Raw genomic sequence first — 17,571 nt, 5'->3', positions numbered from 1 at the left:
GTCAGAACTCCAACTGCGCGCTGAAGTACGCCTGGTGGCGCGAGTCATAGGCGTTGTCGGCGAAGGTGCTGGGTTGCTGGTCGAGGCGCTGTTGCAGCACGCCGGCCAGTTCCAGTTGGGCTTTGCCCAGGCTCAGGCGCTTGGCGATGCGCGTGTCGAGGCGCTCGAAGCGGTAGCCGTTGAGGGCGCTGTCGCCATAGTAGAAGAGGGCGCTGGACCAGCCCCGCCCCCAATCGCGCATCCAGCCCGCCGAGCCGCTGTTGCGCGCCGAGAGTTTGCGGTCCAGGGCATTGCTGGCGTGGGCGTCGACATAGGCGTAGGTCAGGCGCACGCGGTCGGCGCTGCCCAGTTGCCAGTCGAGCTGGGTTTCAGCGCCGCTGAAGCGGGCGCTGCTGGCGTTAGTGGCGATGTACTGATTGTTGCGCAGGGGCTCGCTAATCATGTCGCTGATGTCGTCGTGGAACAGCTTGACGTCCAGCGCCAGGCCCAGGTCGGCGAAGTGGCCGTTGTAGCCCAGCTCCCGCGAGCGCATGTGCTCCTTGTCGAGGTTGCCCGGGCCCCGGGTGCGCACGAAGTAGCGGCCGCTGTCCTGGCCGTTGGGGCGCGGCGACAGGCCGGTGACCCGGTAGCTCCAGTCGATGTTGTTCTCGAACATGTCCGGCGAGCGTACTGCTTCGGCATACACCGCCCGCAGGCCGTGGCGCGGGGTTATCAGGTAGTTGAGGGCCACCCGCGGGGTCAGCGAATGACCACTCAAACGGGTGTCCTCGAACATCGCGCCGCCTTGCAGCAGCCAGTGTTCGCTAGCCCGCCACTCCAACTGGCCGAACAGGCGCCATGTGGTGTCGTCGAGGGTGCCATTGAAGTAAGTCTCGGAATCTGCCCGGTCGTAACGATAGTTCATGCCGCTGACCAGGCGCAGGCTATCGGACAGGCTCAGGGTGTCCTGGATTTCCAGGTCGTAGCGCGATTCGCGGATGCTCTGGTCGATGTCGCCGCACAGGGTCTGGTTGCCCCCTTGCTTCCATTGCGCGAGCACCTGCTCGGCCAGGGCCCGCTCCTCGGCGGTGCCAGCGGGGGCCGGGCCGCCGGCGTGCTTGTCCATGTTGCGCGCCAGGCGTTCGGTGTAGTGCGGGTTGAGCTGCCAGAGGCGACTCAGCTCGGGGCTGAAGGAGATGGCGGCGTCGCAGGCGCGCCAGGTCTGCTGGCGGTCCCACTGCTGCGCCGAGCCCTGGATATACAGGCTGTGGCGTGGGTCCAGCTCCAGGTTCCAGCGCAGCGAGCCGGCGTAGTCTTTGGCGCTCACGTCAGAATTATCGCCGCCGCGTGTCACCCCATGGAACACGGGGCGGTAGGTATAAGGCCGCTGGTTGCTGCCTTCCTTGGCGTTGAATTGCCAGTCCAGGCTTTGCCGCTCGTCCAGAGCCTGGCTCAAGGCCAGGTTGACGCGGTTCAGGCGACGGCTGTCGCGGTAGTCGGCGCCGCGGCGGTCGTTGTCGAAGCCATCGTCCTGCTGGCCGGAGAGGGACAGGCGCAGGTCGCCGCCGTCCCAGCCCTGGCCCTGGCTGGCGTACCAGTCGCCGATGCCGCGCTGGCCGGCCGTGGCCTTGAGCCGCGTGCCATGGCTGTCGGCCGGGGCGCGGGTGAGGATGTTGACCACCGCCATCAGTGCGTTGGCGCCGTAGCTGACGGTGTTGGGGCCGCGGAACACTTCGATGCGCTCGATATCTTCCAGGGCCACCGGGATATCGCTCCAGTCCACGGTGGCCAACCCGGCGCGGTACACCGAGCGCCCGTCGATCAGCACCTGCATGCGCCGCGCTTCGTTGGCGTTGGTGCCGTGGTAGTTGACCAGGGCCTGGTTGCCGCTGATGTGCCCGACCATCATCCCCGGCACCAGGCGCAGCAGTTCGCTGATGTCCCGCGCGCCGCTGGCGTTGATAAGCGCCCGGTCGAGCACCGTCATGCTGCCCGGCACCGCCGCCGGGGCCTGCTTGAGGCGCGTGGCGGTGAGCACGTGGGGCAGGGGCGGGTTGTCCAGGAACAGGTCCTCGGCCAGCAAGCTGTCGCTGAGCAGTAGCATCAGCAGCAACAGGGGCGAACACGAGGGGCGGGGGCCAAAAGACACGGTACAGCCTTGAAAACCGGTAATGGGCGCGCATGTTAACCGAGGCGCTGGAGTTTTCCAGTCCAGTTACTTGCATTTTCCCCCGATTAACCCCGGCGATTGCCGCATGTTCAGGTAAATGGCCACGGGGCTGGCCGCAGGTCGGCGGCTCCGTATAATGCGCCATCGCCCTCGGTATGGATTAACGGATCACCTATGACTCAACAGCAGCCCATTGCGGTCCTGGGAGGCGGCAGCTTCGGCACCGCCGTGGCCAATCTGCTGGCCGAAAACGGCCATCAGGTACGCCAGTGGATGCGTGACCCGGAGCAGGCCGAGGCCATTCGGGTCAACCGCGAGAACCCGCGCTACCTCAAGGGCATCAAGATTCACCCGGGCGTAGCGCCGGTCACCGACCTCACCGCCACACTCAATGATTGCGACCTGTGCTTCGTCGCGCTGCCCTCCAGCGCCCTGCGCTCGGTGCTGGCGCCCCACGCCGAACGCCTGAGCGGCAAGCTTCTGGTCAGCCTGACCAAGGGCATCGAGGCCCAGAGCTTCAAGCTGATGAGCCAGATCCTCGAAGAAATCGCCCCCCAGGCGCGCATTGGTGTGTTGTCGGGGCCCAACCTGGCCCGCGAAGTGGCCGAGCATGCCTTGACCGCCACAGTGGTGGCCAGTGAAGACGAAGCCTTGTGCCAGCAGGTCCAGGCTGCGCTTCATGGCCGCACCTTTCGCGTGTATGCCAGCGCCGATCGCTTTGGCGTGGAGCTGGGCGGGGCGCTGAAGAACGTCTACGCGATCATCGCCGGCATGGCGGTGGCCCTGGGCATGGGGGAAAACACCAAGAGCATGCTCATTACCCGGGCGCTGGCGGAAATGACCCGTTTTGCGGTAAACCAGGGCGCCAACCCCATGACCTTCCTTGGCCTGGCCGGGGTGGGCGACCTGATCGTCACCTGCTCCTCGGCCAAGAGCCGCAACTACCAGGTTGGTTTCGCCCTGGGCCAGGGCCTGAGCCTGGAGGAGGCGGTTACACGCCTGGGCGAGGTGGCCGAAGGGGTCAATACCCTCAAGGTGCTCAAGGCCAAGGCTCAGGAAGTGGGCGTGTACATGCCGCTGGTGGCCGGGTTGCACGCGATCCTGTTCGAAGGGCGTACCCTCAGCCAAGTGATCGAGTTGCTGATGCGCGGCGAACCCAAGACCGACGTCGACTTTATTTCCACCAGCGGTTTCAACTGAACGACAACGGGAGCAAGCCATGAACGATGCAAAAACGGCGGCCAAGTACGAATCCATCCTGCTGCGCGTGGTGTGGATGTTGGTGTACCTGCTGGTGTGGCAGGTGGCGCAGTTGATCCTCGGCGCGGTGGTGCTGGTGCAACTGGTCTATCGCCTGATCTACGGCGCACCCAGCGCCAGCCTGATGAATTTTGGCGATAGCCTGAGCCAGTTTCTGGCGCAGATCGGCCGCTTCGGCAGTTTCCACAGCGACCAGAAACCCTGGCCGTTCGCCGACTGGCCGACCCCGCGCAGCCCCGAAGGCGAAGCGCCCCACACCGTGCCCCCGGCACCGCACCCAGTGCGTGACGAGGAACCCAAGCTGTGAAGCTGTGGCTGTTGCGCCACGGCGAGGCCCAGCCCCATGCCCCCAGTGACGCGCAACGCAACCTCACCGCGCAGGGCCAGCGGGAGGTGTTGCGCAGCGCCGCCCACCTGGTCGGCCAGCCGATCCAGGCCATCCTCGCCAGCCCTTACGTGCGGGCGCAGCAAACGGCGCAACTGGTGCGCGAGGCCCTGGGTTTCGAACCCGAGATCCGCACCGTGCCTTGGCTCACGCCCGACACCGACCCGTTGACGGCCCTGGCGCAACTGGACTCGGCCGACAACCTGCTGCTGGTCAGCCACCAACCCCTGGTGGGCAACTTGATCGGCCTGCTGCACGGCGGCCCCCCGCAACCCATGAGCACCGCCAGCCTCGCTGAACTCGAAGGCGACTGGCCGCTGGCGGCGGCGATGGCCCTCAACAGCGTCAAACACCCCTGAGCGGATGCTTAGGTAGCAGCAAACCTCTGTCGAAGAGGGCGCCTACCCGTCGTCATCGCCACTCCAGGCTCCCCACAGAGGGGAGATGAACCCCCCACCCGCACAGTTCAACTGTGGGAGCGGGCCTGCCCGCGATGGCGGCAGAACAGTCGACATGGGTGCTTCTGACAAATCGCCATTGCGGGTTCCCATAAAAGCCTGCTCCCCCAGGATTAGGCGTAGCGGGTGCAGGAGGGGGCATTGGCAGCCAAGTGCCAGCGCCTGAACTACGCTTGCCGGCAAACACAATAATGGAGCACACCCATGCCTGCTGCCTTGCGTTTGCCGCTGGACCCGTTCTACGAGCGCGAAGCGCGCCACCCCGGCCAGCGTTTTCTGGTCCAGCCCTTGGGCGGTGGGCGGGTCGAAACCCTGACTTGGGCCGATGTCGGCCATCAGGCGCGGTGTGCGGCTCACTGGCTGCGGGCGCGGGAGCTGCCCCAGGGCAGCCACATCGCCATCATCTCGAAGAACTGTGCCCATTGGATCATCGCCGACCTGGCGATCTGGATGGCCGGCCATGTCTCGGTGCCGCTGTACCCCAACCTCACCGCCGAAGCCGTGGCCCAGGTGTTGGAGCATTCGGAGGCGGCGCTGGCGTTCATCGGCAAGCTCGATGACTGGCCGGCCATGGCCCCCGGCGTTGCCCCTGGCCTGCCCCGTATCAGCCTGCCGCTGTGCCCCGAGGGCTCGTTCGATTTCACCTGGGCCGACCTGCAAGCCTGCTCGCCGATCCAGGGCAACCCCAGCCCCGACGCCGGGCAACTGGCAACCATCGTCTACACCTCCGGCACCACGGGCCTGCCCAAAGGGGTGATGCACAGCTTCGCCAGCTTGGGGTTTGCCGCCACCCAAGGCACCCAGTTGTTTGGCCTGGGGGAGGGCGACCGTTTGCTGTCGTACTTGCCCTTGTGCCATGTGGCCGAACGGATGTTCGTCGAACTGGCGTCGATCTATAGCGGCCAAACCGTGTTTTTCGCCGAAAGCCTCGACACCTTCGTTGCCGACCTGCAACGCGCGCGGCCCACGGCGCTGTTTGCCGTGCCGCGCATCTGGAGCCGGTTCCAGTTGGGCGTGTACGCCAAGATCCCGGCCCAGCGCCTGGACTTTCTCCTGGGCTTGCCCTGGATAGGGCCGCGGGTGGGGCGCAAGGTACTCGCCGGGTTGGGGCTGGACGCCGTGCGCATCGCCCTCTCGGGCGCGGCGCCGGTGCCCCTGAGCCTGCTGCACTGGTATCGGCGCCTGGGCTTGGATGTGCTGGAGGTGTACGGCATGACCGAGAACTGCGGCTATTCCCACGTGTGTGCGCCAGGGCAGAGCAAACCGGGGTGGATCGGCCAGCCTTGCCCGCAGGTCGAGGTGCGCATCGAACCCACCGGCGAAGTGTTGGTGCGTAGCCCGGCGACCATGCTCGGCTACTTCAAGGAGCCGCAAAAAACCGCCGAAGCCCTGACGGCGGACGGTTTCCTCAGTACCGGCGACAAAGGCGAGCAGGACAGCCAGGGCCACTTGCGCCTCACCGGGCGCCTCAAGGACATTTTCAAAACCAGCACTGGCAAGTACGTCGCCCCGGCGCCCATCGAAAATCGCCTGGCCGCACACCCGCGCATCGAGCAGGTATGCCTGGTAGGTGATGGCCTGAAAGCACCGCTGGGCTTATGCGTGCTCTCGGCCGAAGGCCTGGCCGAGGCCCGCGAGCACTTGTGCGCCAGCCTGGAGAGCCTCTTGCACCAGGTCAACGCCAGCCTGGATAAACACGAACGGCTGCAACGCCTGGTGGTGGTCAAGGAGCGCTGGGCAGTGGATAACGGCTTTTTGACCCCCACCCTGAAAATCAAGCGCAACGTCATCGAAGCCACCTACGGCCCGCGTCTGGAGGCCTGGAGCGAGCAGGGCGAGGCCGTCCTGTGGCAGGATTGAGCGTTTCCAAAAACCATAAAAGGAAGTAGCGATGAGCCTGTGGCGTACCACTCCCAATATCGAGCAGTTGAACGCGATCCAGAAAAACACCATTGGCCAAGTGCTGGATATCCGTTTTGAGTCCTTTGACGAAGAGTCCCTCACCGCCAGCATGGTCATCGACCATCGCACCCACCAGCCCTACGGCCTGCTCCATGGCGGCGCCTCGGTGGTGCTGGCCGAAACCGTCGGCTCCATGGCCAGCTACCTGTGCATCGACGCCAGCCAATTCTATTGCGTGGGCCTGGAAATCAACGCCAACCACCTGCGCGGCTTGCGCAGCGGCCGGGTCACGGCGGTGGCCAGGGCCATCCACATCGGGCGCACCACCCACGTCTGGGACATCCGCTTGACCAGCGACGAAGGCAAGGCCAGTTGCGTGTCGCGCCTGACCATGGCGGTGGTGCCGCTGGGGCAGACACCGCCGGTGCGGTAACCGCCCTCAGACCAAGCGTTCATGCCCGCCTAGAGGGACCTGAAGCCTGCGGGAAAGGGTCTGGATTTCGCTCAGTTCAATCTCTTGAATCGGCGTCGCCGCCTCGTTGGCGCCGGGGTTCAGGAAGTTCTCCACACCTTGTTCGATTGCAGGCTTGACCGCCAACCGCAGCCCCGCGATGACGCTGGTGGACGCGCGACTCACACCGCGGGTGGCCAAGCCCAGGGCCGGCCCCAGGACTTCGGTCACCGCCAGTGGGTGGGTGACCAATTGAACTGGAAGGGAAAACGCAGAACGCATCACGGTGTTCACTATCAGTTTTTCGGCGTCTACCGTCATGGAGCCGCCCTTGGCGGGTTTGGTGGGGGCGCTCGCGTTGCCGGTCCGGGCCGCCGCGGATGCGCCCACTCCGCTGCCGGTGGCGATACCTGCCCCCAACGTGCCTTCGACGATGGTTAAAGGGTCGTAGGGATCATTGCTCAGCATGAGGCTGGTCAAGGCGCCCACGGAACCCGCCGTGGCGCCGGAGGCGGCGAGGCTGTAACTGAACGCCGCGGCGGGCGGCACGCCGACCCAGGGGTTGGTCTGGCCAATATGATTGACCGCTTGCGAGACACTCTCCCGTGCCAGGTTCGCCAGTGGCGTGGCGAGGGTGAAGATTGCTGGCACATTAATAGCGGCGCCTGCGACATCAAGCACAGGGATGAAATGCCCAAGGACTGAGGGCCCAGCATTGAGCGCCAACCCCGTCGCTGCCCCAGCGGCCAACAGCGCCATTCGGTGCCGGGAGCCATGGGCCCAGTTGTTGGCGGCCGCCATGCCGGTCGCCATGCCTATTGCGCCGCCTACGACGACGCCTGCCACCGTGAACCCTAGTGGGTTCCCAACGGCGCTGTGCAGGGCCGTGATGACTAACGTGCTGCCGTAGCGCACTACCGCGCTGGCGATGGCTGAAACGCTTTCGCGCCCGAAGGTCCAGGCAAATGCTCGCAAGGCCTCAAGCGCGCCCAACCCTTGCATGTCGACAAACCGCACCGGGTTGCCATGCACCATGGCAAATAGATTCAAGCCATCGGCGGTGCCACTGGGGTCGGCATTGAGCCAGCGCTGGCGCCACGGCGCGTAGTAGCGTTGGCCGTAGTAGTACAACCCGGTTGCATCGCGTTCCTGGCCTGAGTAGCGCCGGGTCTTGTAGCTGGCCTCTGCCTGGTTGCGCCCTGCCCACCAGCAGGTTGCACCGTAGGGGTAATAGCTTTCCTGGCTGATAAGGGCGGCGTTGGCGTCCAGTTCCAGGGTGCTGGAGCCCAGGTGGTCGGTGAAGCCGTAGCGCATCTGGTCCTGGGGGATGTCGGCAGGGCGGCCCTGTTGCCAGTGCAGCACCTGCAGCGTGCAGCGCCCGGCGTGCAGGGTGATGAGGTGCAGGGTTTGCGTTGGCCCTGTACGAATTTCCAACCCTGGTAAGTAGCGGGTTTCGTGGGTGCGGGTCAGTTTTGCGGTGTAGGCCTCGCGGATTTTTTGCAGGCGCTGGCCGTTGCTGTCGTAGAGGTACAACTCCCTGTCGTTGGGGCCGTCTTCGCGTACTACTTGATCGACCTGCTGCAAACGGTTCTGGGCGTCCCAAGCCAGGTGCTGTCCCGGTTGCAGGATCTTCAGGTTACCGTTGTCGTCGTAGCCATCGCGGATTTCGCCGTCGCCGGGGGCTTGGCCCGGGTCGGTGTAAGGCAGGCTGCGGTTGTTGTCGGCGGCGATGGCCGTGCGTTCGCTGCGGTTGCCGCTGGCGGCGCTGTGTTGCAACAGCTCCAGGTTGCCGGCGGCGTCGTAGTAGTAGGCCTGGGTGTAGTTCTCCAATTGGCTGGGGTCAGGGGGCGACTGGAAGGCCGGGGCCTGGGGCCCGCCCGGCGCGTTGCGGATTTGCCGGCCAGTGGCCTCGATCAGGCGATAGAGGCTGTCGTAGCGAAACGTGCTGATGGCCGCAATGCGTTGGTTGCGCGAGGAACGCACGGCTTGGGCGGCGTCCGTGATGGACACCACATTGCCCACGGGGTCGTAGGTGTAGGTCAGGTCCTGGCTGGGGGCTTTGTTGTTGGCCTGGGTTTTGAGGTGCACCAGGCGCCCATCCTCGGGGCGAAACGTCGCACTGGACAGCACGCCGTTGCCTGCCCGTTGCTGCTCGATCTGGCCGAAGGCGTTGTAGCGGACCTCACTGAGCACGAGTTGCTCTTGTGTGCTGCCTTGCAAGTTCAGGTGCGCTTCGTGCAATTCGCCGGCGCGGGTGTGGCGCAGGCGCTGACGGTTGCCCAGGGCATCGGTCTGGGCGATCAGTTCGGCGGCGCCGTTGTAGGCAAAGTGGCTAGCCGTCAGTTCAGGTTCCAAATGGGCGTCACGCTCGGCCTCGGTTGCGGGCCAGTCCACGGCCCACTGGGGTTGGGCGAGGAAGCGGCGGCCATGTTCCAGGGGCGCGCCGCTGAGGCTGAATTCGGCAAAAAACTGCGCGCCGCCGGTGTCGTCATGGCGGATCAAGCGGCCGCAGCGGTTGTGGGCCGCGTGTTCGGCGCTAGCGTCGGCGTAGGAAAGGCGGGCGATGCAGTGTGGTGCTTCAGCATCGGCCTGTACGAAAACAGCCTGTGCCCGCAGTTGATTGTCGTAGGTCTGCCGGGTGTGGCTGTGCTTCTGGTCCCAGCCGTGCAGGGCCTGCCCGGCGTCGCCGGAGAGGTTCAGGCGCCAACCGGCGTCGCTGTTGTCTGACAGCAGCGCCGCGCCCGACAGGGAAAACACCGTGGTTTGGTTGGCAATACCGGGCTGGCCCTCTTCCAGGCGCTGGAATTGGCGCGGGTCGCGGCTTTGCACCAAGCGCCCAGCTGCGTCGTAGCGCTGTTGGGTGACGCAGCGTCGGGCCGCCTCCTCGGCGCTGCGGCGCTGGTAAGCCACGGTGCGTACAACCAGGCCGCGGGGGTCTGTGGCGATAATGTTCGGCGTATGGGTGTGGAGCATCACACAAACCTCGGCGCGGGCCATCAGGTTCTGCTGTTGTGGGCGCTTGGCGTGTGGCTGTCAACTGTCAGAACTTACAGGTAGCGGCCATCACCGTGACCGGACTGTCATCATTCCTGGCGTTTACGGTCATTGCTGTGAGGCGCTTTCTTACAGACAATCGAGCCCTTGTTTTGAATTTTTCGGACGCGTCGCTATGTCGCAGCAGATATTTTTCGCCCATGCAAACGGCTTCCCTTCGGGCACCTACGGCAAGTTGTTCGCGGCGTTGGCGCCGGAGTTTGAAGTGGCACATTTGCCCCAGCATGCCCATGACCCGCGTTTTCCGGCAGACGACAACTGGTACAACCTGGTGGACGAGCTGATCCATCACCTGGAGCAGCAACCTGAGCCGGTGTGGGGCGTGGGCCATTCCTTTGGCGGCGTGTTGCATTTGCACGCGGCGCTGCGTTGCCCGCAGCTCTACCGGGGCGTGGTGATGCTCGACTCGCCCGTGCTGACCCGCCCCGACCAATGGGTGATCCGCGCGGCCAAACGCTTGGGCTTCATCGACCGCCTGACACCGGCCGGGCGCACCCTGGGGCGGCGCGAGGAATTCAGCGACCTGGCGGCGGCGCGCCATTACTTCTCCGGCAAGACGCTGTTTCGCGGCTTCGATCCGGACTGCTTCGATGCATACCTGCAGCACGGCTTGCATCAGGTCGGCGATCGCTTACGTTTGCGTTTCGACCCGGCCACGGAAATCAGCATCTACCGTGGCGTGCCCCACACCAGCCCCGGCCGCACCCGCCAGTTGCAGGTGCCACTGGCGGTGGTGCGCGGGCAGAAAAGCCGCGTGGTGATGCGCCATCACGCCAGTTCCGTCGGGCGCATGCCCCACGGCGAGTCTTTGAGCATGCCGGGCGGGCACATGTTCCCCCTGGAGCGCCCGCAGGACACTGCGACCCTGCTCAAAAACCTGTTCGAGCGCTGGCAGCGCCGCCCCTGCGGGAGCGGGCAATGACCAGCGCCGTGGAAGAAGTGCGCCTGAGCCTGCCCCACATCGAGTTAGCGGCGCATTTGTTCGGCCCCGAGGACGGCTTGCCGGTGATCGCCCTGCACGGTTGGCTGGACAACGCCAACAGCTTCGCGCGCCTGGCACCCAAGCTTGAGGGGCTGCGCATCGTCGCCCTGGATATGGCCGGCCATGGGCATTCCGACCATCGCCCGCCCGGCGCCGGGTATGCGTTGTGGGACTACGCCTACGATGTGTTGCAGGTGGCCGAGCAACTGGGCTGGCAGCGGTTCGCCCTGCTTGGGCATTCTATGGGCGCTATTGTGTCGCTGGTGCTGGCCGGGGCGGTGCCAGAGCGGGTCAGCCATTTGGCGATGATCGACGGCGTGATCCCGCCCACGGCCAAGGCCGACAACGCGGCCGAACGCCTGGGCATGGCGTTGCAAGCGCAAATGAACCTGCAGGACAAGCGCAAGAACGTCCATGACAGCCTGGACCGGGCCATCGCCGCGCGCATGAAAGGCTTGGTGGCGGTCAGCCATGAGGCCGCGCAGTTGCTCGCCCAGCGCGGGCTGATGCCGGTGCCGGGCGGTTACACCTGGCGCAGTGATAGCCGTTTAACCTTGCCGTCACCGGTACGCCTGACCGAAGAGCAGGCGATGGCCTTCGTCCAGCGGGTGGCGTGTCCGACGCGGCTGGTGGTCGCGGCCGACGGCATGCTAGCCCAACATCCCGAGTTGCTGGCGCGCCTGCCGTTCGGCCATGAGCTGCTACCGGGTGGCCATCATTTACACCTGAATGACGAGGCGGGTGCGATCCTTGTTGCAGACTGTTTCAATCGCTTCTTCGCCGTTCCTTGACTTGACGCGGGCAACTGCCGAGGCTGGGCGGATTGAAACGGGAGTCAACCATGTCAAACCGCTACCTCGCCGCGCCCCGCCCCGACGCCACACAGGCGCTGCCCAACCGATGAGAGAGCCCATGCGTCTACTCAGTCTGCTGGGCTTGTGCTGCGCCAGTCCCTTGTTGTTCGCCACCGACGTTACCGGCAGCCAGGACCTGGCGCTGGTGCCGCGCATGCCAGACGCGCAGATCGTCGACTACCGCCCCGTCGCCGAAATGGAACGCACCTACCCACTGGGCTCGATCCGCCGGATCAGCGGGCAATTGCGTTTTGATGGCCAGGTTACCGCCCGTGGGCAAACCACAGCCGTCACCTACGAACTGCCGCCGGAACATTCCTCCGCCCAGGCCTTTACCTCCGCCCGCGAAGCCTTGCAAAAGCAAGGTGCGCAGTTGCTGTTCTGGTGCCAGGCCCGTGATTGCGGCGCCAGCAGCCTGTGGGCCAACGACGTGTTCGGTAACGCCAAGCTCTACGGTGCCGATGAACAGCAGGCGTACCTGCTGCTGCGCCTGGCTGCCCCCCAAGACAACACCCTGGTGGCGCTGTACGGCATCACCCGGGGCAACCGCCGCGCCTACCTGCATGTCGAACAGTTCGACGCCAGCGCACCGCTGGGTGAGCTACTGCCCACCTCGGCAACCTTGCTGCGCCAGCTCAAGAGCACCGGCGAGCTGGACTTACCCGCCCTGGGCGGCGAGCCGCAACCGGCCTGGCTGACCCTGCTGTCCCGGGCGTTGAACCTGGACACTACCTCGCGCGTCAGCCTGTCTGGGCGCCAGGCCGAAGCCTGGCGCCAGGCCTTGATCGGCCAGGGTGTGCGCGCGGCGCGCATGGAAGTGGCCAGCAAGGAAACCCGCGGCCTGCACATCGACCTGTTGCGTTAAGCTGCGCCGCGAGGCGAGCGTCCCACTGACGTTCGCCTATTCTCAGTCGCGGGCCCTTCACGAGATTTTCCATGATTAATAATGACCGCCTCTTGGTGCAGATCCTGCTGCTGGTGCTGTTTGGCGCCAGTTTCTGGGTGATGGCGCCGTTCTGGTCGGCGCTGTTCTGGGGCGCGGTGCTGGCGTTCGCCAGTTGGCCGCTGATGCGCCTGCTGACCCGCTGGCTCAATGGCCGCGAATCCCTGGCGGCGGCGTTGCTGACCCTGGGCTGGATGCTGCTGGTGGCGGTGCCGCTGGTGTGGTTGGGGTTCAACCTGGCCGACCATGTGCGCGACGCCACGGGGTTCATCAAGGATGTGCAGGTCGATGGCTTGCCCGAAGCCCCCGCGTGGCTAGCGGGCCTGCCGCTGGTGGGCGAGCGCCTCGTGGGTATCTGGAACAGCATCGACGAGCAAGGTGCGGCGCTGATGGTGGCGATCAAACCGTACCTGGGCCAGGTCGGCAACTGGCTACTGGCCCGTAGCGCGCAGATCGGCGGCGGCATCCTGGAGCTGACCCTGAGCATCGTCTTCGTGTTTTTCTTCTACCGCGACGGCCCGCGCCTGGCGATGTTCGTCCATCGCCTGCTTGAACGCCTGATCGGCGACCGCGCCGGCTACTACATCGAACTGGTGGCCGGCACGGTGCAGCGGGTGGTCAACGGCGTGATCGGCACGGCGGCGGCCCAGGCGATCCTGGCCCTGATCGGCTTCCTGATTGCCGGCGTGCCGGGTGCGCTGGTGCTGGGCATCGTTACCTTCCTGCTCAGCCTGATCCCCATGGGCCCGCCGCTGGTATGGATTCCCGCTACCGCATGGCTGGCCTGGAAGGGCGAGTACGGTATGGCGGTGTTCCTCGGCATCTGGGGCACGCTGATAATCAGCGGCGTGGACAACGTGCTCAAGCCGTACCTGATTAGCCGCGGCGGCACTTTGCCGCTGGTGATCGTGCTGTTGGGGGTGTTCGGCGGGTTGATCGCCTTTGGCTTTATCGGCCTGTTCATCGGCCCGACGCTGCTGGCAGTGGCCTATAGCCTGCTCACCGACTGGAGCTCCAGCCAGGCGCGGGTCGAGGAAAAACGCTGAGGCCACGGCCCGCCAATCGGCTGCGGGGTGGATTTAGCCATCTTCGGGCCCCGCAGCCGTTTAGGTTCCGCTACAATGCGCGCCGATTTCGACTTGCCTGAGAGCATACCCATGTCCGCCTGCCAGACTCCCATCATCGTCGCCCTGGATTTCCCCACCCGTGACGCCGCACTGAAACTGGCCGATCAACTGGACCCGACACTGTGCCGGGTCAAAGTCGGCAAGGAACTGTTCACCAGTTGTGCATCGGAGATCGTCGGTACCCTGCGTGACAAGGGTTTCGAGGTGTTCCTGGACCTCAAGTTCCACGACATTCCCAACACCACCGCCATGGCGGTCAAGGCGGCGGCGGAAATGGGCGTGTGGATGGTCAATGTGCATTGCTCGGGTGGCCTGCGCATGATGGCCGCGTGCCGCGAAGTGCTGGACCAGCGCAGCGGCCCGCAGCCGTTGTTGATTGGCGTGACCGTGCTGACCAGCATGGAGCGTGAAGACCTGGCGGGCATCGGCCTGGATATCGAGCCCCAGGAGCAGGTGCTGCGCCTCGCGGCCTTGGCGCAGAAGGCCGGGATGGATGGCCTGGTGTGTTCGGCCATGGAAGCCCAGGCCCTGAAAGCGGCGCACCCGAGCCTGCAACTGGTGACCCCGGGCATTCGCCCGGCCGGCAGCGCCCAGGACGACCAACGCCGTATCCTCACTCCGCGCCAGGCCCTGGACGCCGGTTCCGACTACCTGGTGATCGGTCGCCCGATCAGCCAGGCCGCCGACCCGGCCCAGGCGTTGGCGGCGGTGGTGGCCGAACTCAACTGACCCTGGTTTTAGCAAGCGGGCAAGCCCGCTTGCTACAGGGGGGTTAGTCGACTTTCAGTACCAACTTGCCGAAGTTCTCGCCGTTGAACAGTTTCATCAGGGTTTCGGGGAAGGTCTCCAGGCCTTCGACGATATCCTCCTTGCTCTTGAGCTTGCCCTGGGCAATCCAGCCCGCCATCTCTTGCCCCGCCGCGGCGAACTGCGCGGCGTAGTCCATCACCACGAAACCTTCCATGCGCGCGCGGTTGACCAGCAGCGACAGGTAGTTGGCCGGGCCCTTGACCGCCTCTTTGTTGTTGTACTGGCTGATGGCGCCGCAGATCACTACCCGCGCCTTGAAGTTCAAGCGGCTGAGCACCGCGTCGAGGATGTCACCGCCGACGTTATCGAAGTACACGTCCACGCCTTTAGGGCATTCGCGCTTGAGCCCGGCGTGGACGTCCTCGCTCTTGTAGTCGATGGCGCCGTCGAAGCCCAATTCCTCGATCAGGAACTTGCATTTGTCCTGGCCACCGGCGATGCCGATGACGCGGCAGCCTTTGATCTTGGCGATCTGCCCGGCAATGCTGCCCACCGCCCCGGCCGCGCCGGACAGCACCACGGTGTCACCGGCCTTGGGTGCGCCGACGTCCAGTAGGGCGAAATAGGCGGTCATGCCGGTCATGCCCAATGCGGATAAGTAACGCGGCAGCGGTGCCAGGTTCGGATCGACCTTGTAGAAACCCCGCGGCTCGCCGACGAAGTAATCCTGCACGCCCAGGGCACCATTGACGTAGTCCCCCACGGCGAAACCCGGGTGGTTGGAGGCCTCGACCTGGCCCACGCCCAGGGCGCGCATGACTTCGCCGATACCCACGGGCGGGATGTAGGATTTGCCCTCGTTCATCCAGCCGCGCATGGCCGGGTCCAGGGACAGGTAGTGGTTCTTGACCCGGATCTGCCCGGCGCCCGGCTCCGCCACGGGCACCTGCTGGAAGCTGAAGGTCTCGCGGGTCGCGGCGCCCACCGGGCGTTTGGCGAGGAGGAACTGGCGGTTGGTCTGGGCAGTCATGGTGCGCACTCAAGTCTGAGGGGAAGCCAGAGTGATAGACCCGGATGGCCGTGGCGGCAAGCTTTGCCGTGATAGCGAATAGGGGTTGATCCAGTTGGGTGATAGTTGGCCTGGGTTATTCATCACTGGAACGCATAAGGGCCCAACTGGCCTTTTGATAGTGCTGCCGCGCGCCAGGGTGCGCTGGCTAGACTGCGGGCATCCAAATGTGGGCATTCATCGAGGGCAGCACAATGAGCATGACGTTTTCCGGGCAAGTGGCGCTGGTCACGGGGGCCGCTGCCGGCATCGGCCGCGCGACGGCTCAGGCTTTTGCCGCCGAAGGCTTGAAAGTGGTGGTGGCGGACCTGGACGTGGCGGGCGGCGAGGGCACGGTGCAGTTGATCCGCGAAGCCGGGGGCGAGGCGTTGTTCGTGCGCTGCAACGTGACCCAGGATGCCGATGTACAAAATCTGATGGCACAGGTAGTCAATGCCTACGGTCGCTTGGATTACGCCTTCAACAATGCCGGTATCGAAATCGAGAAGGGCAAATTGGCCGACGGCACCCTGGACGAGTTCGACGCCATCATGTCGGTCAACGTCAAGGGCGTTTGGCTGTGCATGAAGTACCAATTGCCGCTGTTACTGGCCCAGGGCGGCGGGGCGATCGTCAACACCGCGTCGGTGGCGGGCTTGGGCGCGGCGCCGAAAATGAGCATTTACGCGGCCTCCAAGCACGCGGTGATTGGCCTGACCAAATCGGCGGCCATCGAGTACGCGAAGAAGAAAATCCGCGTCAACGCGGTATGCCCGGCGGTGATCGACACCGACATGTTCCGCCGCGCGCATGAGGCGGATCCGCGTAAGGGCGAGTTCGCCGCGGCCATGCACCCGGTGGGGCGCATCGGCACGGTGGAGGAAGTCGCCAGCGCCGTGCTGTACCTGTGCAGCGACGGCGCGGCCTTCACCACCGGCCACGCGTTGGCGGTGGATGGCGGAGCGACGGCGATCTGATAAAAAAACCGGGCACAAAAAAACCGGAACCCCTCAAGGGTTCCGGTTTTTTTGTGCCGGTTACTGGCGTTCGCGCTTGGGCAACACGTCTTTGAGCTTGGCGTGCATGCTGCGCAGTGTGGTTTCGGTGCTGGCCCAGTCGATGCAGGCGTCGGTGATCGACACACCGTACTGCAATTCGGCCAGGTCCTTGGGGATTGCCTGGCAACCCCAGTTCAGGTGGCTTTCGACCATCAGGCCGATGATCGACTGGTTGCCTTCGACGATCTGGTTGGCGACGTTTTCCATCACCAAGGGTTGCAGGGCCGGGTCCTTGTTGGAGTTGGCGTGGCTGCAATCGACCATGATGTTGGGCTTGATCTTGGCCTTGTTCAGCGCCTGTTCGCACAGGGCGACGCTGACCGAGTCGTAGTTGGGCTTGCCGTTGCCGCCGCGCAACACCACGTGGCCGTAGGCGTTGCCCTTGGTGGTGACGATGGATACGCCACCTTCCTGGTTGATGCCCAGGAAGCGGTGTGGGCTGGAAACCGACTGCAGGGCGTTGATCGCCACGGTCAGGCCGCCGTCGGTGCCGTTCTTGAAGCCGACCGCCGAGGACAGGCCGGAGGCCATTTCCCGGTGGGTCTGGGATTCGGTGGTGCGCGCGCCAATGGCCGACCAGCTAATCAGGTCCTGCAGGTATTGCGGCGAGATCGGGTCCAGGGCTTCGGTGGCGGTGGGCAGGCCCATTTCCGCCAGGTCCAGGAGCAATTTACGGCCGATGTGCAGGCCGTCCTGGATCTTGAAGGAGTCGTCCAGGTACGGGTCGTTAATCAGGCCTTTCCAGCCCACCGTGGTGCGCGGCTTCTCGAAGTAGACGCGCATCACCAGGTACAGGGTGTCGGCCACTTCCGCGGCCAGCGCCTTGAGGCGCTCGGCGTATTCGTGGGCGGCCTTGATGTCGTGGATCGAGCAGGGCCCGATGACCACGAACAGGCGATGGTCCGTACCGTCGAGGATATTGCGAATGACTTCGCGGCCCTTGGTCACGGTGCGCAGCGCCACGTCGCTCAAGGGGATATCACGCTTGAGCTGATCGGGGGTAATCAGTGTCTCGTTGGAGGCGACGTTAAGGTCATTGATCGGTAAATCAGCCATCGTGTTACTCGTCAGGTCACGGGTGCCGGCCGCCAGCGATCCCCGCGCGGCGGAGCACAGCAGATTTATTGGGGCGCGTCGGGGTGCCGAACCT

The 17,571-nt window shown here is 65.0% G+C and carries 15 protein-coding genes; 11 read left to right on the top strand and 4 right to left on the bottom strand.

What is annotated here, in order from left to right:
* Nucleotide 1: 1 nt before the first annotated feature.
* A complete protein-coding gene (locus CKW13_RS20580) occupies nt 2-2,083 on the bottom strand; it encodes a TonB-dependent siderophore receptor (RefSeq protein WP_095110707.1) in 2,082 nt (693 codons plus the stop codon).
* Between the two features lie 240 nt (nt 2,084-2,323).
* Between CKW13_RS20580 and CKW13_RS20575 the strand changes: the two genes are divergently transcribed.
* From CKW13_RS20575 to CKW13_RS20555, 5 genes are all read left to right on the top strand, one after another.
* A complete protein-coding gene (locus CKW13_RS20575) occupies nt 2,324-3,349 on the top strand; it encodes an NAD(P)H-dependent glycerol-3-phosphate dehydrogenase (RefSeq protein ID WP_095110612.1) in 1,026 nt (341 codons plus the stop codon).
* A gap of 19 nt (nt 3,350-3,368) precedes the next feature.
* Entirely contained in the window at nt 3,369-3,716 is a 348-nt protein-coding gene (locus tag CKW13_RS20570; RefSeq protein WP_095110611.1) for a DUF4389 domain-containing protein, read from the top strand.
* The gene (sixA, locus tag CKW13_RS20565; protein ID WP_095110610.1) at nt 3,713-4,153 is read left to right on the top strand and encodes a phosphohistidine phosphatase SixA; all 441 of its coding nucleotides are present in this window, start codon (nt 3,713-3,715) and stop codon (nt 4,151-4,153) included. Before CKW13_RS20570 ends, sixA begins: the two co-directional genes overlap by 4 nt.
* Nucleotides 4,154-4,456: 303 nt before the next feature.
* Nucleotides 4,457-6,112: an AMP-binding protein gene (locus CKW13_RS20560; protein ID WP_095110609.1), complete on the top strand. Its 1,656-nt coding sequence runs from the start codon at nt 4,457-4,459 to the stop codon at nt 6,110-6,112.
* Between the two features lie 31 nt (nt 6,113-6,143).
* Nucleotides 6,144-6,587: a hotdog fold thioesterase gene (locus tag CKW13_RS20555; RefSeq protein WP_095110608.1), complete on the top strand. Its 444-nt coding sequence runs from the start codon at nt 6,144-6,146 to the stop codon at nt 6,585-6,587.
* Nucleotides 6,588-6,593: 6 nt separating this feature from the next.
* On the opposite strand, the gene CKW13_RS20550 is transcribed toward CKW13_RS20555, so the two are convergent.
* A complete protein-coding gene (locus tag CKW13_RS20550; protein WP_095110706.1) occupies nt 6,594-9,578 on the bottom strand; it encodes an RHS repeat-associated core domain-containing protein in 2,985 nt (994 codons plus the stop codon).
* 196 nt (nt 9,579-9,774) lie between these two features.
* Between CKW13_RS20550 and CKW13_RS20545 the strand changes: the two genes are divergently transcribed.
* The 5 genes from CKW13_RS20545 (at nt 9,775) to pyrF (ending at nt 14,294) form a co-directional block, all read left to right on the top strand.
* Nucleotides 9,775-10,581: an alpha/beta fold hydrolase gene (locus CKW13_RS20545; protein WP_095110607.1), complete on the top strand. Its 807-nt coding sequence runs from the start codon at nt 9,775-9,777 to the stop codon at nt 10,579-10,581.
* Nucleotides 10,578-11,432: an alpha/beta hydrolase gene (locus tag CKW13_RS20540; RefSeq protein ID WP_095110606.1), complete on the top strand. Its 855-nt coding sequence runs from the start codon at nt 10,578-10,580 to the stop codon at nt 11,430-11,432. Before CKW13_RS20545 ends, CKW13_RS20540 begins: the two co-directional genes overlap by 4 nt.
* A gap of 121 nt (nt 11,433-11,553) precedes the next feature.
* Entirely contained in the window at nt 11,554-12,360 is an 807-nt protein-coding gene (locus CKW13_RS20535) for a DUF4892 domain-containing protein (protein ID WP_095110605.1), read from the top strand.
* 71 nt (nt 12,361-12,431) lie between these two features.
* The gene (locus CKW13_RS20530) at nt 12,432-13,484 is read left to right on the top strand and encodes an AI-2E family transporter (protein WP_095110604.1); all 1,053 of its coding nucleotides are present in this window, start codon (nt 12,432-12,434) and stop codon (nt 13,482-13,484) included.
* Nucleotides 13,485-13,595: 111 nt separating this feature from the next.
* Nucleotides 13,596-14,294, top strand: coding sequence for an orotidine-5'-phosphate decarboxylase (gene pyrF, locus CKW13_RS20525; protein WP_176465156.1), 699 nt, complete (start codon nt 13,596-13,598; stop codon nt 14,292-14,294).
* Between the two features lie 43 nt (nt 14,295-14,337).
* On the opposite strand, the gene CKW13_RS20520 is transcribed toward pyrF, so the two are convergent.
* Entirely contained in the window at nt 14,338-15,345 is a 1,008-nt protein-coding gene (locus CKW13_RS20520; RefSeq protein ID WP_095110602.1) for an NADP-dependent oxidoreductase, read from the bottom strand.
* Between the two features lie 233 nt (nt 15,346-15,578).
* Here CKW13_RS20520 and CKW13_RS20515 point away from each other — a divergent pair, with 233 nt between their 5' ends.
* Entirely contained in the window at nt 15,579-16,340 is a 762-nt protein-coding gene (locus CKW13_RS20515; protein ID WP_095110601.1) for an SDR family oxidoreductase, read from the top strand.
* Between the two features lie 60 nt (nt 16,341-16,400).
* Here CKW13_RS20515 and CKW13_RS20510 read toward each other — a convergent pair whose 3' ends face one another.
* Nucleotides 16,401-17,477: a 3-deoxy-7-phosphoheptulonate synthase gene (locus tag CKW13_RS20510; RefSeq protein WP_095110600.1), complete on the bottom strand. Its 1,077-nt coding sequence runs from the start codon at nt 17,475-17,477 to the stop codon at nt 16,401-16,403.
* Between the last annotated feature and the right edge of the window lie 94 nt (nt 17,478-17,571).

Origin of the sequence: Pseudomonas sp. Irchel 3E20 (assembly GCF_900187645.1) — a bacterium.
Taxonomy (GTDB): Bacteria; Pseudomonadota; Gammaproteobacteria; order Pseudomonadales; family Pseudomonadaceae; genus Aquipseudomonas.
The sequence above is the reverse complement of the archived record's forward strand: the minus strand, read 5'-3'. Positions and strand labels throughout refer to the sequence as shown.